The organism is Flavobacterium xueshanense, from assembly GCF_900112975.1.
Lineage (GTDB): Bacteria > Bacteroidota > Bacteroidia > Flavobacteriales > Flavobacteriaceae > Flavobacterium > Flavobacterium xueshanense.
In genome coordinates this window covers 119,935-137,681 of sequence record NZ_FONQ01000001.1, presented here as the reverse complement: position 1 = coordinate 137,681, position 17,747 = coordinate 119,935, and the positions used below count along the sequence as shown (strand labels likewise).

At 34.7% G+C, this 17,747-nt stretch carries 9 protein-coding genes; 8 read left to right on the top strand and 1 reads right to left on the bottom strand.

Annotated elements, in window-relative coordinates:
- Positions 1–23: 23 nt before the first annotated feature.
- The gene (locus BMZ76_RS00570; protein WP_091202481.1) at positions 24–3,290 is read right to left on the bottom strand and encodes a SusC/RagA family TonB-linked outer membrane protein; all 3,267 of its coding nucleotides are present in this window, start codon (positions 3,288–3,290) and stop codon (positions 24–26) included.
- A 244-nt stretch (positions 3,291–3,534) separates the two neighbouring features.
- On the opposite strand from BMZ76_RS00570, the gene BMZ76_RS00565 reads away from it, so the two are divergent.
- The 8 genes from BMZ76_RS00565 to BMZ76_RS00530 all read left to right on the top strand — a co-directional run bounded on the left by BMZ76_RS00565 (position 3,535) and on the right by BMZ76_RS00530 (position 17,709).
- Entirely contained in the window at positions 3,535–4,284 is a 750-nt protein-coding gene (locus BMZ76_RS00565; RefSeq protein WP_091202479.1) for a DeoR/GlpR family DNA-binding transcription regulator, read from the top strand.
- A gap of 132 nt (positions 4,285–4,416) precedes the next feature.
- Entirely contained in the window at positions 4,417–6,342 is a 1,926-nt protein-coding gene (nagB, locus tag BMZ76_RS00560) for a glucosamine-6-phosphate deaminase (RefSeq protein WP_091202476.1), read from the top strand.
- 171 nt (positions 6,343–6,513) lie between these two features.
- Entirely contained in the window at positions 6,514–9,429 is a 2,916-nt protein-coding gene (locus BMZ76_RS00555; RefSeq protein ID WP_091202473.1) for an FAD-binding and (Fe-S)-binding domain-containing protein, read from the top strand.
- A gap of 79 nt (positions 9,430–9,508) precedes the next feature.
- Complete coding sequence (locus BMZ76_RS00550; protein ID WP_091202471.1) at positions 9,509–10,336, top strand: alpha/beta hydrolase; 828 nt, start codon at positions 9,509–9,511, stop codon at positions 10,334–10,336.
- 10 nt (positions 10,337–10,346) lie between these two features.
- On the top strand, positions 10,347–12,185 hold the full coding sequence (locus tag BMZ76_RS00545; protein ID WP_091202470.1) for an outer membrane protein assembly factor BamB family protein: 1,839 nt from the start codon (positions 10,347–10,349) through the stop codon (positions 12,183–12,185).
- Between the two features lie 212 nt (positions 12,186–12,397).
- The gene (locus BMZ76_RS00540) at positions 12,398–13,879 is read left to right on the top strand and encodes a glycoside hydrolase family 10-like protein (protein ID WP_091202467.1); all 1,482 of its coding nucleotides are present in this window, start codon (positions 12,398–12,400) and stop codon (positions 13,877–13,879) included.
- A gap of 13 nt (positions 13,880–13,892) precedes the next feature.
- The gene (locus BMZ76_RS00535) at positions 13,893–16,397 is read left to right on the top strand and encodes a beta-N-acetylhexosaminidase (protein WP_091202465.1); all 2,505 of its coding nucleotides are present in this window, start codon (positions 13,893–13,895) and stop codon (positions 16,395–16,397) included.
- Positions 16,398–16,404: 7 nt separating this feature from the next.
- Positions 16,405–17,709 carry a serine hydrolase domain-containing protein gene (locus BMZ76_RS00530; RefSeq protein WP_091202463.1) on the top strand — a complete coding sequence of 435 codons (1,305 nt, stop codon included), beginning with the start codon at positions 16,405–16,407 and terminating at the stop codon, positions 17,707–17,709.
- The last annotated feature ends 38 nt before the right edge of the window (positions 17,710–17,747 follow it).

Below are 17,747 nucleotides of genomic sequence, written 5' to 3'. Positions count from 1 at the left end.
TTAAAATTTTTGAATTGTTAATATTAGAACGATAGCTCAACTCCAAAAGACCATGATTTAGTATAAGGATAAGCTCTTCCCCAGAAAATTTCAGCTTCATTAATTTCTGGGTCAACAGGAAGGCGGCTATCGGCCCAAGTCAATAAGTTTTCACCTGAGGTGTAAAGTCTAACTTTTTCTAATCCGGCTTTTTTTACAAGTTCTTTGGATAAAGAATACCCAAGACTAAAGTTTTTAAGACGCAAATAAGACATGTCTAATAAATATCTTGTTTGAGTAATGAAGTTATTTCTACCAGTAGTACTTCCTCCAAAACCACCTGATTCATCGCCATAATTTGGATTTGGCCAATATGCACCTGTATTTTCAGGTGTCCAATAGTCTAATTGGTTCGCATACATTTGTTGAGGTGAACGATAGAAAGGTAACACGGCGTCAGAGGCAGCCCAATAATCACGTTTAGCAACTCCTTGGAAGAAAGCAGAAACATCAAATCCGTGAAGTTTTCCGCCTAATGTTATTCCGTATTTATAACGTGGAGTTGAGTTTCCAATTTTAGTTAAATCTCCGTGGTCGTCTGCGGTTCCAGCACCGCGAGATATAGCACCATCCCCGTTTGTATCCACGTAATGCACATCTCCAGCTCCAAATTTGAAATTACCGCCCATTGCCCTTGAGTAGTCAATCCCATTTACTGTTTTACCGTTGTTTGTTATTACATCATCCGCTTGAAGAAGCCTATCACTTGTTAAACCCCAAATTTGACCAATTTCATACCCATCATAATAAGTGCTTAATAATTTAGAAGTATTATTCCATTTGGTTATCACGGAGGTGTAATCTGATAAAGCAACATCTAAAAATACCGAAGCATTTTTATTTATTTCTTTATTAAAATTTAATGACAATTCCCAACCTCTTGTTCTTATGTTTCCTGAGTTTGTTTGTGCAGCAGCCTGACCAAAAGAACCAGGAAGAGTTATGCCTGGCGCTAACATTCCTTTTGTCTCACGCTGATACCAATCGAATGAAGCGCTTAACATTTTGAATATTGACACATCCAGACCAATATCATTTGTATAAACTTTCTCCCAAGATAATGTGGGATCAACATTAGTTGGTAAACCAGTAGAGGGAGGCAGTGTAGATCCACTGTTTATCCACCAAGGATTTGAAGAATTTAAAACGGATAAGAAAGCATTATTTCCTACGTTTTGATTTCCAATCGCCCCTACAGAAGCACGCAATTTAAGATCATTCAGCCAACCACGTGTGCTTTCCATAAATTTCTCGTTAGAAATCCTGTATCCGACAGATGCTGAAGGGAAAAATCCCCATTGTTGAGCAGTAGGAAATTTTGAAGAACCGTCATAACGGGCATTCACTTCTAAGAGATAAATTCCGTCATAATCATAATTTATTCGTCCAAAGAAACCAGCGATTGAATAGGAGGTTACTGCTGGATTTAAAGAACTGTTACCAGCTCCTGCAACAAATTGCTCACCTACAGCAAGATTAAATTCCGGTTTTGATTTGTCCAAAAGCGTATTTCTTCTCGCGTAAGTACGTGAAAAATCTTGCCACTCCGAGTTGAAACCTCCTAAAAATTTGATGTTATGTTTATCAAATTGCTTTTTGTAATTTGCGTAGATATTGACAACTTTTGTTGTTGATTCAGCCTTTGATTGCGCTACAAAATCAGCTCCTGCTGCCAAAATAGTGGGCATTGCTGTTTGAATTGTGGTAGCACTATAAGGCATAGCCGACCAACTATCCCAGCCTTGAAATTTGCCTCCGTTTTGTTTTCTGGAATAATAGTCAGTCACATTACTTATTTCACCTATTAAATTAAAATCTTTTGTAATTTCTGCTGTAAATTTAGCACTTAACCTATTATTAACTTGTTTATTTTCATTCGTGGAAGCATTAGATAAATATCCTCCAGCAGTGCGAAAATTGTATCCTCTGTAAGTTCCGAAATTTGGTGTATATTGACCCCAACGAAGAGCATAACCAAGATACCCGCCATATCCTGAATCATCAGTGCCTTCACCACCATAATAATTGAACGGTTGTTTATAATTACTTAGAATTGTCAACACTTTAAAATCACCAGTAAGCCAATCAGCTAATTTTGTTGTAAATCCTAAATTTACATTTGTTCTTTGTTTTTTTTCTTGATTAACTTTTAACATTCCTTCTTGTTCTGTAAGTCCAAATGAAGCGAAGAAAGAACTGTTATTTCCTAGATTACCTTGCGCAGAAAAATTGTGATAAGTTTGAAGAGCATCATTTGCAAACAATTCTTTATTTGTATCCCAAACTCTGTAAAAATAAGGTGTGCCGTTTTTAATCTCCCAATCCTCACCGTAAATCATCTCATTACTGGTACGATTATTTGCATATTTTTCTTTCCAGTTTTGAATTCCAGCCAGCATCGTATTGTAATTTGCACCAAAAAATTCTGGCATTGCACCGTCAGTACGGGTTCCTGCCAAAATCAAACCAGGAATTTCATCTGTTGGGTCTAGGAATTGTAATGTCGAGATTGGATTATAGAAAGCCGTGTTTCCCGAGTAAGAAAATCTAACTTTTCCTTCACCTGTTTTTCCTCCTTTTGTAGTAATAAGTATTACACCAAAGGCTGCACGAGCTCCATATATAGAGGCAGAAGCCGCATCTTTTAGTACAGACATTGTTGCTACGTCATTTGGATTAATAAGAGCTAAATCCGTTGGAACCCCGTCAACTAATACGAGAGGAGAATCTGAGCCATTTACAGTTCCAGATCCACGTATATTCAGATTTGCTGAACGGTTTATATTTCCGGAATTAAAACTAACATTTACACCTGGCGTAGTACCTTGTAATGCTTTACTGATGTCTGTCAAAGGTCTGCTTCCAAGTGTTTTACTAACATCAATAGAGGCTACAGCACCTGTAAGATTCGCTTTTTTCTGAGAAGCAAAGCCCACAATAACAACTTCGTCTAATTTTAAAGCATTTTCTGAAAGTTCTATATTGAGTGTTTGCTGTCCCGTAAATTTTATTTCTTTGGTTTCAAAACCAATGTAACTGAAACTAAGTGTTTGTCCTGATGATGCAGCGATGCTGTAATTACCATCAAAGTCAGTCGTGCTTCCATTAGCAGTTCCTTTAATTAGCACAGAAGCCCCAGGTATTGGAATTCCGTCCGCTTTGTTTTTGACAGTTCCAGTAATTGTTTTGTTTTGTCCAAATGTAACTTGAACAAACAAAACTAATAATGAAACAAGGAATAATTTCTTCATAATTATTGTGGTTTTATGGTTATTGAACAAATATATTTATTTATTGCATATAAATGCAATATTTAGTATTAATTTTTTTTAAAACAAACTAAATAACGCAATAAAATGCATTTTTAGTTTAAAAACAGGCTTTATGTTTGTAGATTATTGATTTTAATGAGGTGTTCTATCGCAGTTGGTGAAATATACCTGCTTTTGAATTAAAATATTTGATATATTTGTCCTGAATTTTTAATTTTAAAAAATGCTAAAAGCCGAAAGACATAAATATATAATGACTAAACTTATTGAGGATCAGAAAGTTGTTACAACTAATTTGGCTTTGGCTTTAGCTTTGTCAGAGGACACAATAAGGAGGGATTTAAATGAGTTAGATAACAAGAATCTTCTTGAAAAAGTTTACGGTGGAGCCATACAAAGCGCAGGAAAGTCTGTTGATGTTTTCGATATCGTCATAACGGCTGAAGAAGAAAAGAAAAAAATTGTTACTAAAGCATTGTCTTTGTTACATGACGGACAGGTAATTATAATGAGTGGAGGGAGTACTAATCTGGTTTTTGCTAAGTTAATCCCTTCTGATTTAAAGGCTACTATTTATACTTATAGCTTGCCTATAGCGATGCAGTTGTCTCAACATCCCAATATAGATTTAATATTTATTGGCGGAAAAATGCAGAAAAACGCAATGGTTACCATAGGAATGGATGTGATTCAAGTTTTATCAAAGATTAAAGCGGATATTTGCTTCATAGGAGCCAGCAGTATTAATGTAAAACAGGGGTTGACGGAAGTCGGTTATGAGGTTTCTATCGTTAAAAAAGCAATGATAGGGTCATCTGATAGAGTAATTTCTATGTTTGCTTCTGGTAAATTAAATACTAAAATGCCGCATATTGTCTGTGATATCAATCAGTTAGACACGATTGTTACGGATTTAGATCCAGAAGATTTAAGGTTGGAAGAATATAGAAAGTTAGGAGTTCTTATTTTGTAATTTAAATTTTAGTTAAAAATTGCGTTATTTTGCATTATTTAAATTTATTTTTATTAAATAATGCAAAATAAAATATTTGTTTTGTTTTTTATTTATATTTGTTAAACTAATTTTTTAATTAAGAGATATATTATGAAAACGAAAACTTCTTTGGCCTACAACATACCGGGAAAATTTGAAGAAACTCGATTTGAAAAAAATCATAATGTAATTTTTAAAAGTGCTGTAGAAGCTTCAAAGGTTGTTGCTCAGGAAATAGCAGTATTAATCAAATCTAAACAGGTCGAAAATAAATTTTGTATCCTTGGCTTGGCTACAGGTTCTTCACCTATAAAAGTATATGAAGAATTAGTTCGAATGCACAAAGAGGATGGACTTAGCTTTCATAACGTTGTCACTTTTAATCTGGATGAATATTATCCGATGACTAAAGAAAACCGCCAGAGCTATCATTATTTTATGCATCAGCATCTGTTTAATCATGTTGATATTAAACCGGAAAATATAAATATTCCAGATGGAACAGTTGTATTAGAGGAACTGAATCAATATTGCATGAATTATGAAACAAAAATAAAAAATGCAGGAGGAATTGATTTTCAGCTTTTAGGAATTGGTCGTACCGGGCATGTAGGTTTCAATGAGCCGGGTTCTCACATTAACTCCGGAACGAGAATTATAACATTAGACCACATTACCAGAGTCGATGCTTCTTCGGATTTTAATGGTATTGATAACGTTCCTAAAAGAGCGATTACCATGGGAGTTTCAACGATTCTGAGGTCTAAAAGAATTGTTTTGATGGCTTGGGGGCAAAATAAAGCGACTGTTATTAAAAGGACAATTCAAGGTGAAATAACTTCAGAAGTTCCTGCTACTTTTTTACAGAATCATTCTAATGCTACTTTTGTTTTAGACCAATTTGCGGCTTCTGAATTAACAAGATTCGAAACACCTTGGCTCGTCGGTCAATGTATTTGGACACAAGAATTAAAAAGTAAAGCAATTATTTGGCTTTGCAAAGAAACCAAACAATCCATACTAAAACTTACCGACAGGGACTACAATAATAATGGTATGTCAGATCTTTTAGCACAAGAAGGTTCTGCTTATGATTTGAATATTAATATGTTTAACGTCTTACAGCATACCATAACGGGTTGGCCTGGAGGAAAACCCAATACTGATGATTCTCACAGACCCGAAAGAGCTAATCCTTCAAAAAAAAGAGTTATTCTTTTTAGTCCACATCCAGATGATGATGTAATTTCAATGGGTGGGACATTTTCTAAATTAATAAAACAAGGACATGACGTGCATGTTGTGTATCAAACTTCCGGAAACATAGCAGTTACGGATGATGAAGCATTAAAGTTTGCTGAAGTATGTCGTGATTTTATCGGAAAAGAGAACAGTGAAATTAATTTCTCATCGGTTATTAATTTTCTAAATAATAAGACCGAAAACCAAGTTGATTCTTTGGAAGTTCGAAAATTAAAAGGTCTTATAAGACGACGTGAATCGTATGCTGCTACCAGATACATAGGTTTAAAAGATGAAAAAACGCATTTTTTAGACCTGCCTTTTTACGAAACAGGACAAATAAAGAAAAACCCTGTAGGTCTGGATGATATTGCTATCGTGAAAGATATTATTGCCAAAATAAAGCCTCATCAAGTTTTTGCCGCCGGAGATTTGGCAGATCCGCATGGTACTCATGAAGTATGTTTGAATTCTATATTTGAAGCGATGAAGCAGTTAAAATCAGAATCTTACATGAATGATTGTTGGTTGTGGTTGTACAGAGGTGCTTGGCATGAATGGGATATTCACGAAATAGATATGGCTGTGCCTTTGAGTCCAGATGAAGTAACGATTAAAAGACATGCCATTTTGTACCATCAATCGCAAAAAGACAGAGTGATGTTTCAAGGAAATGATTCCAGAGAATTTTGGGTAAGAGCCGAGGAGCGTAATAAAAATACGGCAAAACTATATGATGATTTGGGTCTTGCAGAATATGAGGCGATTGAGGCTTTTAAACGTTATGATTATTAGAAAGATTAAAAGTCCTAAATGTTTAAAGGATGAATTTAACTTTAGATGTTACTTTTCGCAAGAGTCGGCAACTGATTGAAATTAACAGTTGACTAAGTTTTTTGCGAAAAGGATTAATCTATATGTGAGATATTTTATATTTTTAGAAATAACAGCAATTTACCGCACTACATGTTAATCACGCCTCAATTACAAGAATTATCTCAGTCATTAGAAGGAACACTTTTATACGATGATCTTTATAAGAAGCTGTATGCCACCGATGCTTCAGCATATCGAATTATGCCAGTTGCTGTAGCGATTCCAAAATCAGAGGAAGATATTGTCAAAATTATTTGCTTTGCAGCAAAAAATAAAATTTCAATTACGCCCAGAACTGCCGGAACATCATTGGCAGGACAAACAGTAGGTAGTGGAATAATCGTGGATGTTTCGAAACATTTTACAAAGATTGTCGCTTTTGATTCCGTGAAAAAAACGGTTACCGTACAGCCGGGAGTAATTCGGGATGAACTGAATTTATATCTAAAACCATACGGATTGTTTTTTGGTCCCAATACTTCGACTTCCAATCGTTGTATGATAGGCGGAATGGTAGGCAATAATTCATCTGGAACAACATCAATTCGGTATGGAGTTACCCGAGACAAAATAGTGGAAATTAAAGCAGTTTTGAGTGATGGAAGTTCGGCAGTATTTAAAGAAATGACTTCTGCAGAATTTATTAAAAAAACAAAAGGGAATACGCTTGAAAGTGCTATTTACAAGACTATTTACCAGGAACTTTCAAATACAGAAAACCAAATAGAGATTATCAAGGAATTTCCGAAACCAGAAATTCACCGAAGAAATACCGGTTACGCGATTGATTTATTATTGAAATCGGAACTTTTTGGGGGAACAGAAAATACTATAAATTTAGGAAAACTTCTTTGTGGAAGCGAAGGAACACTAGCTTTTACCACCGAAATAACGTTAAAAGTGGACGAGCTGCCACCAACGAAAAATGTCATGGTAGTGGCTCATTTTCATACCATTCAGGAAAGTTTAGAAGCCGTGGTTACTGCTATGAAACATCATTTGTATACCTGTGAAATGATGGATGATACGATATTGGATTGTACAAAAACCAACCGGGAACAAGCTAAAAACAGATTTTTCATTCAAGGAGAACCAAAAGCGGTTATCATGCTCGAAGTGGCGTCGCATCAAAGTATGGAAGATGCCGAAAGACAAGCCGATGATTTAATTGCTGATTTGGAAAGAAACAATTTCGCGTATGCTTTACCAAAAATTTACGGAGCTGATATTGATAAAATAATTGAGTTGCGAAAAGCAGGTCTTGGGCTTTTAGGAAGTATAGTAGGCGATAATAAAGCGGCTGATTCTATTGAAGATACCGCCGTTGAGTTGAGTGATTTACCCAATTACATTGCTGAATTCTCCGCAATGATGGAGCGTCACGGTCAGAATGCCATTTATTATGCACATGCCGGAGCCGGAGAAATTCACTTGCGACCGGTTTTGAATTTGAAAACAAAAGAAGGGCTGCATCAATTTAGAAACATCGCCACCGAAGTAGCCATTTTAGTGAAAAAATATAAAGGATCTTTAAGTGGGGAACATGGAGACGGAATTGTGCGTGGCGAGTTTTTGCCTTTTATGATTGGAGACCAGAATTATGAATTGTTAAAAAGAATCAAACATGCTTTTGACCCGAATACCATCTTAAACGTTGGTAAAATCGTAAACGCTTTCAAAATGGATGAAAATCTTAGAGTGGAAGCAGGAAGATTGGAACCGGAAATACAAACGATTCAGGATTTCTCGGATAGTTTGGGAATTTTGCGTGCTGCAGAGAAATGCAATGGTTCTGGTGACTGTAGAAATTTACCTTCGGCGGGTGGGACTTTATGTCCGAGTTACCGCGCAACCCGAAATGAAAAAGATACGACGCGCGCTAGAGCCAATGCGCTGCGAGAATATTTGACGCATTCCGAAAAGGACAATAAATTCGACCACCAAGAATTGTATAAAGTATTTGAATTGTGTGTGAGTTGTAAAGCTTGCGCCAGCGAATGTCCCAGTAATGTGGATGTGGCTGCTTTAAAATCGGAGTTTTTGTACCAATACCAAAAAGCAAATGGATTTTCATGGCGCAATAAAGTGTTTGCTTTTAATGCAAAACTGAATGGACTGGGAAGTATCACTCCAAAGTTTACGAATTTCATGGTGAACTTGCCCTTTGTAAAAAAAAGTATGGGGATTGCTGCCAAAAGAGAAGTGCCGCTTTTGGCTCCAAAGACATTTCGAAAATGGTACGAAAAAAATTGGAATCAAGCGCCAAGTGATTCTTTTGTAAACGGAAAAGTATGTTTGTTTTGCGATGAATTTACTAATTATTATGATGTTTCAGTTGGAATCGATGCGTACGAGTTATTGACAAAATTAGGATACGAGGTGATTCTGGTGGATCATGAAGAGAGCGGAAGAGCTTTTATTTCTAAAGGTTTTCTCGAAGAAGCAAAAGCAATTGCGAATATAAATATTGCCGTTTTTTCGGATTATATTACTGCAGATTTACCTCTGATAGGAATCGAACCTTCTGCGATATTGACATTTAGAGACGAATACATTCGATTGGCAGATGATAAAGAAAGTGCCCAAAAATTAGCCGAAAATGTATTTACAATTGAAGAATTTTTCAAAAATGAGATTACAAAAGGTAAAATTCATGCAGAACAATTTTCTGAAGAGGAAAAAACAATAAAAATTCACGGACATTGCCATCAAAAGTCATTGAGTACCATGGAAGCGACTTTTGCGATGTTAAATGTGCCAAAAAACAGTTCGGTTACAATTTATAATTCGGGTTGTTGTGGTATGGCAGGTTCTTTTGGATATGAAAAAGAACATTATGAAATCAGCATGCAAATGGGAGAAGACACGTTGTTTCCTAAAATTAGAGCAACTGATTCCACAGCAGTCATTGCTGCAGCGGGAACGAGTTGTCGCCACCAGATTTTTGACGGAACCACTAGAAAAGCATTACATCCGGTGACAATTTTAAGGGATTGTTTGAAATAAAATTTTCGAATTTGATTTTATTTTTTCTTTTAAAATGTATTATAAATTTTGTTTTTTAAAAAAAAGACACCATAATTCTATGAAAAAAATAATTTATATAGTACTCTTAGTATTCGTATTTTTTTCTGCCAAAGCAGCTAAGGTTGACACCATACAAGTTTTTAGCGCTTCGATGAAAAAAAATATAAAGACCTGCGTAATAGTTCCCGATAGTTATAAAAAAAGCAAGATAAAATTCCCAGTTGTTTATCTTCTTCATGGATATAGCGGAAATTATGCAACTTGGGTAAAAAGCTTTAAAGAGGTTGGACAACAGGTTGATAAATATGATTTTATTGTAATTGGTGTTGACGGAAATTATTCAAGTTGGTATTTTAATAGTCCAATTGACCCAACTTCTAAATATGAAACTTACATAATCGATGAATTAGTTCCTTTTATAGACAAAAAATATAAAACAATAGCAAGTCGGGAAGGTAGAGCAATATCAGGTCTTAGTATGGGCGGGCAAGGAGCATTGTTTTTATCGTTCAAGCATCAAGAAGTTTTTGGAGCGGCAGGAAGTATGAGCGGAGGTGTTGATTTTCGTCCGTTTCCTGAAAAGTGGGATATAAAAAAACGTCTTGGTACTATAACTGAGTTCCCTGAAAATTGGGATAAAAACACAGTTGTAAATATGCTTGGGTTGTTAGAAAATAGCAATCTAAAACTTATTATTGATTGTGGTGTTGATGATTTTTTTATTGATGTAAACAGGGAGCTTCATACAAGAATGCTTGCTTTAAAAATAAATCATGATTATATAGAACGTCCTGGAAAACACAATATTGAATATTGGGAAAACTCTTTAAAGTTTCAAATGCTATTTTTTTATAACTATTTTAACGATACGGTAAAAACGAACTAAATAAGTAATCATGAAATATCTATATTCCAAAATATTATTGATTTTCATAATTGCATCTGGATTTTCTCAAAAAACAGAAAAATTTGGAAATATCAAGTTTGTACAACTTACCGATTTGCATGTTTCAGTAGGGAACGAAAATGATTTTTTGTTGCAAAATATTGTAAAAGAAATCAACAATTCGGATCATGAATTTGTTGTAGTAACTGGAGATTTGACTAATCGTGGTGCTGATGATGAATTAAAACAGGTTCATGCCATTCTTGCGAATTTAAAAATTCCATATTATGTGATTTCTGGAAATCACGAGACAAATTGGAGCGAAAGCGCTGGTTTAACATATAAAAAACTATGGGGCAACGATCGCTTTGTATTTTCAAAAGGGGACTATCTTTTTGTGGGATTTCCGTGTGGCCCTTACATGAAAATGGGGGATGGATTTGTAAAACATGAAGATGTTCTCTGGCTCGATAAAACATTAAAAGATAGCCTTAAAAACAGTAATAAAAAGGTACTGAATTTTGCACATTACCCATTGGACAATAGTGTCAGTAATTATAAAGAAGTACTTTCTATTTTAGAAAAACACCCTACTGTTGCTAGTTTTTGCGGTCATGGACACACGTTGAAAAAACATGATTTCTCCGGTTTGAGCGGCATTATGGGAGCATCTATTACTTCGCGTGATGGAAAGACAAAAAGTTATAATGAGGTTATCATAAGTAACGATAGTATTAGTATTTATCAGAAAGAAATAGAAAAACCAAGTGTTTTTAAATTTTCAGTTTCATCAAAACCTTCAAAAATTGAAATTAAAAATGATAATTTGGGAACTAATTTCTCTCCTTTCATAAAAGACATTGCGTCTATTTATAGTGTCCCTTGTTTTGATAAAAAGAACGTTTATTTTACTAATTCTATTGGGGAGATACAATCGGTTAATTTGAAAAAGAAGTCCTTAAATTGGAAAATAGAAACAGGGAATTCAATTTATTTCTCACCAATAATTGAAAAGAACATCCTTGTTATTGGTACAATAGAAGGAAATTTGCTAGGATTTAATAAAGATTCGGGCAAGCAAAAATGGAAGATTTCTGTAGGTGGCGTTTTGGTAGCTTCGCCAATTGTCGAAAACAATAAACTTTATACAGCGAGTTCTACAGCGTTTATTTGTATCGATGCAGTTAATGGACATGTTATTTGGCAAAATAAATTGCCGTTGTCTTATTCACAAGGAACCCCTTTGATAGAAGGCGATAAAATTATTTTTGGGGCATGGGACACTAATCTTTATTGCTTGGATAAAAATACGGGAGAACTTATTTGGAAATGGAATAATGGAAACAATAAACAAGTTTTGTATTCGGCTGGAAACGTAAATGCAGTTTCATCAACGAGCAGACTTTATTTTGTTACTCCAGAACGGTTCTTGACAATTTTAGAAATAGAAACGGGTAAAACACTTTTGAGAACCTCTAAATGGAAAGTCCGAGAATCCATGGGAAAAAGCCAGGACGGGAAGTGGTTTTATGCTAAAACAATGAATGGGGAGCTTTTAAGATTGCCCCTTAATGATGAGTTAGAATTGACCGAAGAAAATTTGATTAACCAAAGTAAGGTTTTGGATTTAAAACTTGGATACGAACATAATCCTGCAGCAATATTAGAAAATAACGGCAAGATATATATAGGAAGCCGAAAAGGAGAGGTTGTGATAGTTGATTCTGAAAAATTTCAGATTATAAAAGAAATTCATTTAGGAAGTTCCAGTGTAAATGGATTTTCGGTGGATGATAAAGGCAGCGTGTGGACATCGCTTATTGAAGGAGTAATTTATTTATTAGAGTAATTTGGCAGCATTTTCTAACGTAGAGGAACCTAGTTTAAAAAGTGTGAAAAATACGTTTCAATTTTATAAAGCATCGTAGACTATGTAAAAAAAAATAGTTTTCTGCTGTATCTTCTTCACATTAAGGATGCCCCGTTTCTTTATCTAAAAATATTTTTTAGTTACAGTTTATAATAATTTTAAAGAGTATTAAATAACCAAAAATAGTATTTATGAATAGTGTAAAAATTTTAATTCTATTGTTGCTGTTTCAAACCAATCTTTTTAGCCAACAATCACCAAAAAGAGAAATGCGGGCCGTTTGGATATCTACCGTAGACAATATTGATTGGCCTTCAAAACAAGGCTTGTCAGACCAAGAAATGAAGGACGAGATGATAACGCTTTTGGATAATATGCGGTCTTATAATTTGAACACCGTAATTTTTCAAATCCGTCCTACGGCCGATGCCTATTACAAATCGACCAAAGAACCTGCATCACATTGGATCACCGGAACGCAGGGAGTTGCGCCTAATTTTGACCCGCTCCAGTTAATGATTGATGAAGCCGGAAAAAGAGGAATGAATGTCCATGTTTGGCTCAATCCTTATCGTGCACAAAAAGACACGACCAAAGAAGTGCTTGCAAAAACACATTTATATTTTAAGCAACCAGAGTTATTTGTTACTTATGGAAAAACCAGATATTTTAATCCTGGTTATAAAGAAACTAGGAATTTTGTTTCGTCTGTAGTGGGAGAAATAGTTCGAAATTATGACATTCAGGCAATACATATGGACGATTATTTTTATCCTTATAAAATTACAGGACAAGAATTTCCCGACCAAATAGCGTTTAACAAAGAACCACGCCAATTTAAAGACAAAGATGATTGGAGAAGAGACAATGTCGATTTGATAATCAAACAAATAAGAGACACCATAATTGCAAATAAACCAGAGGTCGAATTTGGGATTTCGCCTTTTGGAGTGTGGCGAAATAAATCTAAGGATTCGGAAGGTTCAAATACTGTGGCAGGAGTTACAAATTATGATGATTTGTATGCTGATATTTTGAAATGGCAGAAAGAAAACTGGATAGACTATGTAACTCCACAACTGTATTGGCATATTGGTTTTGACAGAGCCAATTTTGAAGTTTTGGCAAAATGGTGGGCAACACATAAATACGGGGCAAATGTTTATGTTGGTCACGGTGATTATAAGATTTCGAAAGCCGCTAAAGAAGTAGAATGGAGAAGTCCGGACCAAATTGTCAAGCAAATAGAAATGATTCGGTCCTTACCTTTTATTGACGGCTCTATGCATTTTACAGCTTCCACTTTATTAAAAAAAGGAGATACGCTTAGAAAACCTATTATTGGAAAACAATATAAATATATCGCATTAACACCTGAGGCAAATAGAATTATAAGGATAACACCACAGCCGCCAACAAACGCTGTATTTACTCAAAAAGGCGACAAAGCATTTCTGACTTGGAAGGCAACAATGAACAACAAGAAATTCGTAATTTATAGATTTACTAAAGGAAAAATAACTGATTTCTCCAATTCTGAGAATATTTATTATGTAACAACAGCTAAAACGTTTGAAGTGACCGACGCTAATTTTAAAAATTACATTTATGCCATTACGGCTTTGAGTCAAACACAAACCGAAAGCATCCCAATAGAATTTATAACAAAATAATAAAGATAAAAAGATGAAAAAAAGTATGCTACTACTTGCAGTTTTCTTGAGTTCCTTAAATGCGTTACAGGCTCAGAAACTGGATATAATTCCAAAGCCCGTAAAAATACAACAGAAAGAAGAGGTCTTTATTATTCCTTCATCGGTGCAAATTATTGTTGACAAAAAAATACAGAAAAGTGCAGATTATATAGGAAACAATTTTTTGAAAAATACGGGTATTATTCCAGCAGTATCTATTGGAAATAAGCATAAAAAAAATACAATATTATTTCTGGTAGATGAAAAAATGAATCTTCCACTTGATGGTTATGAATTGAGCGTAACTAAAAAAGGAGTTCGTGTAAAAGGAAAATCTTCAAACGGAGTTCTAAATGGTTTTCAAACCTTATTACAAATCTGCTCCGCAAAAGAGGTGCAAAAAGGAACAATTCCAGTTGTAAAAATACAAGATTATCCTCGTTTTGAATGGCGAGGAATGATGCTTGACGTTTCAAGACAGTTTTTTGATAAACAAACGGTCAAAAATTATATTGACTGGCTGGCAGCACATAAAATGAATGTTTTTCATTGGCATCTTACAGATGATAATGGCTGGAGAGCCGAAATCAAATCAATGCCAGACCTGACCTTAAAAGGAGCTTGGAGAGGCCCGGGAGAAGTATTGTTACCTTCATACGGTTCCGGAAATAAACGGTATGGGGGTTATTACACTCAAGACGACATCAAAGAAGTTGTTGCTTATGCCTTAGATCGTGGCGTATCTATTATGCCCGAAATCGAAATCCCGGGACATTCTCGTGCTGTAACGGCCGCTTATCCTGAAATTGGTTGTGTTACAACTCAGGAAACAAAAAGTGTTCAGGGCGAAGTAAAAAATGTATGGTGTGTAGGTCGTGAAGAAAATTATCAAATTTTAGATTCTATTATCAGAGAATTTACGGAAATGTTTCCTTTTGATTACATCCATGTTGCAGGAGACGAGGTTAATAGAGCTAATTGGGAACAATGCGCAAAATGTAAAGCCTTGATGGAAAAAGAAGGGTACACAGATACTTTTCAACTTCAGAATTATTTCTTTAAGCGTGTTGAAAAAATAGTAGAAAAATACAATAGAAAAACTGCGGGCTGGAACGAAATTCTTAAAGGCGGAGAGATAAATCCAAATACAGAAATTTTTGCCTGGCAAGGCATAAGTTACGGAATAGAATCTGCTAAAAAAGGACATCCAACGATTATGATTCCAGGACAATTTACTTATTTTGATATGGCACAATCTGAAAATGAACGTGGTCATCGCTGGGCTGCCATTACAGATACAAAAAGAGTTTATTCGTTTGAACCCATTCCTGAAAACGATTTAACATCCGAGCAGCAAAAATTGATAAAAGGAGTTCAAGGTGCTTTATGGAGCGAGTATCTTGACCGTCCGACACGATTTATGGAATACCAAAGTTATCCAAGAATAAGTGCCTTATCAGAAATTGCTTGGTCTAAAAAAGAAGATAAAAACTGGGATGATTTTTATGGAAGATTAACAAATAGTCATTTACAGCGTTTGGTTAATATGGGAATTGCTTTTAGGGATTTTCCACCTTCCGCAACTTATAAAAGCGGGATCATTACAGTGACACAGCCTTATGAAGGAGCTGTTGTACGCTATGATGCACAAGGAAATGAACCTACAATATTGTCGCCTTTGTATATAAACCCAATTGAAACAAAAAGTTACGAGCAATACCTGTTCCGTACTTTTTTTAATGAAGATTCAGTAAGTCCTGCAGTAAAAGTAGAGAAACTACCAATTGCAAGTTGGAATACATCTCAAGTTAAAACTTTAACTATTTCGGAGAATATTTCCGAAAATATTGATAAAAATGGAATTTGGTACCTAACTTTTAATCCTACAACTGATGCAGTCACTAGTGGGATCGTTAGAACAGTTTCACTTTTTGAAAATGATAAATTGATACAGACATATCCAGAAGAAAAAACATTGAAATCAAAACCACGCCTGCGGTTTTTGATTGAAAATTACAACGAAAAAAACAATTATCGTTTGAATTTTATTGTTGATAATAAAGAAGCAAAGGAATCTTCTGCTAGGGTAAATTTCAATTGTTCACCGTATCAGGAGCCAGAGGTAAAAGTTACTTCCTCGATGACTGAAAATCCTAAATTTCCACTTTCAAAATTAGAAGATTATAACATAGAGACTTATTTGCGAACAGATGTTCCGTGTGTAAGTGGAGACTGGATTTTATACACTTTCACAAAACCTGTTGTGTCTTTTAAAATTGATGTGTTAACTGGAATTCCCCACCACCCAAGATTTATTGTTAATGATGGCTATGTTGAATATTCATATAACGGTGTAGATTTTGAAAAAGGAGATAGTTATGAATATGGAAATGCTACAATCTTTCCAAAACAGGCCGTAAAAGCCGTTCGAATTACCATCACAGGAACTAATAACGAGCCTATTTTGGCTGCTCAGGATTTGAAAATTTACCCATAAGATAGATATGAAAAAGATAGCAATCAGAATAGGAATTATTTTTTTGATTTTTTCAGTTGCAAGTTGTGTAACTCAAAAAAAATCGAAAAATGCCTTCGATACAAAGAAAAAGGAAGTGTACATCGATTCGATGATGAATAATGCGCTCGAAAAAGGATTTTTTCCCGGAGCTCAAATTGTTGTGGGCAGCAAAGATTCTATTTTTTTATTGAAAAATTACGGCTATCATAATTATTTGAAAACAACGCAAGTAAAGACAGATGACGTATATGATTTGGCTTCCATGTCCAAAGTTTTAGGCGCAACTTTGGTAGCCATGCATTTAGTTGGAGAGGATGAAATAAGTTTAGAAGACAATTTGGGTGAAGTAGTTGCTATGTACAAAAATACTGCGATTGCCAATTTAACACTTTTTGAGTTACTGACGCATACTACGGGTTTGAAATCAGGAATCACATTTTATCAAAGTTTGTTGTCTACATCAAATGGGCTCCCTTTGTTGAGCAATGAAAAATCTGATAACTATCCTGATTTATTTGATACCATGTACGTAAACAAAAATATAGTTTACGATACCATATTCCTTTCTTTTGAACCAAAAGACAGGTACATTCAAATTTATAAAAACATGTGGTTAAATCCCGAATTTTACAAGGGTGTGCATCAAAAAATAGCAGTGGCCAATACCAATCCACGAGGAAATTATTTGTACAGCGATCTAAATTTAATTCTTGTCCAACAAATGTTGGAATCAAAGAGTGGTAAAAAACTAGATCAATTGGCGAAAGAAATTTATAGTGCTGTAGGAATTTCAAAAATAGGCTACAATCCATTAAAGTGGACTGTTGAACATAATGTGGTACCAACTGAAATTGATAATTTTTTCAGGAAAGATACCATCAAAGGATATGTTCACGATGAAGCTGCCGCTATTTTTGGTGGTATTTCTGGAAACGCAGGCTTATTCGCAAATGCGGAATCCATATCGGTGATTTGCCAAATGTTACTTAACAAAGGAAAGTATCAAGGAAAACAAATTTTAAAAATAAGCGTAGTCAAAAAGTTTACTAAATCACCTCTTGTTAAAAAAGGAATTTATCGCGGCATTGGTTTTGACAAACGAAAACCAACTGCCTTTTTTACAAAAAATGATTTTGGTCATACGGGTTATACAGGTACTTTTTTCTTTTTGAATCCTGATAACGAGCGGTTTTTAATTATTCTAACTAATCGTGTCAATCCTACCCGGACCAACAAATTGATTTATCAGGATGATTTTTCATCGAAAATTTGGAAAGAAATAAATAATTGATAATTTTAATTAAATTTAAGTGTAAAAAATAAAAGCCT

Coding starts and splice junctions, on each gene's coding strand:
- BMZ76_RS00550 (WP_091202471.1), top strand. CDS start 9,509: ATGAAAAAAATAATTTATATAGTACTCTTAGTATTCGTATTTTTTTCT.
- BMZ76_RS00570 (WP_091202481.1), bottom strand. CDS start 3,290: ATGAAGAAATTATTCCTTGTTTCATTATTAGTTTTGTTTGTTCAAGTT.
- BMZ76_RS00565 (WP_091202479.1), top strand. CDS start 3,535: ATGCTAAAAGCCGAAAGACATAAATATATAATGACTAAACTTATTGAG.
- BMZ76_RS00545 (WP_091202470.1), top strand. CDS start 10,347: ATGAAATATCTATATTCCAAAATATTATTGATTTTCATAATTGCATCT.
- BMZ76_RS00535 (WP_091202465.1), top strand. CDS start 13,893: ATGAAAAAAAGTATGCTACTACTTGCAGTTTTCTTGAGTTCCTTAAAT.
- BMZ76_RS00540 (WP_091202467.1), top strand. CDS start 12,398: ATGAATAGTGTAAAAATTTTAATTCTATTGTTGCTGTTTCAAACCAAT.
- nagB (WP_091202476.1), top strand. CDS start 4,417: ATGAAAACGAAAACTTCTTTGGCCTACAACATACCGGGAAAATTTGAA.
- BMZ76_RS00530 (WP_091202463.1), top strand. CDS start 16,405: ATGAAAAAGATAGCAATCAGAATAGGAATTATTTTTTTGATTTTTTCA.
- BMZ76_RS00555 (WP_091202473.1), top strand. CDS start 6,514: ATGTTAATCACGCCTCAATTACAAGAATTATCTCAGTCATTAGAAGGA.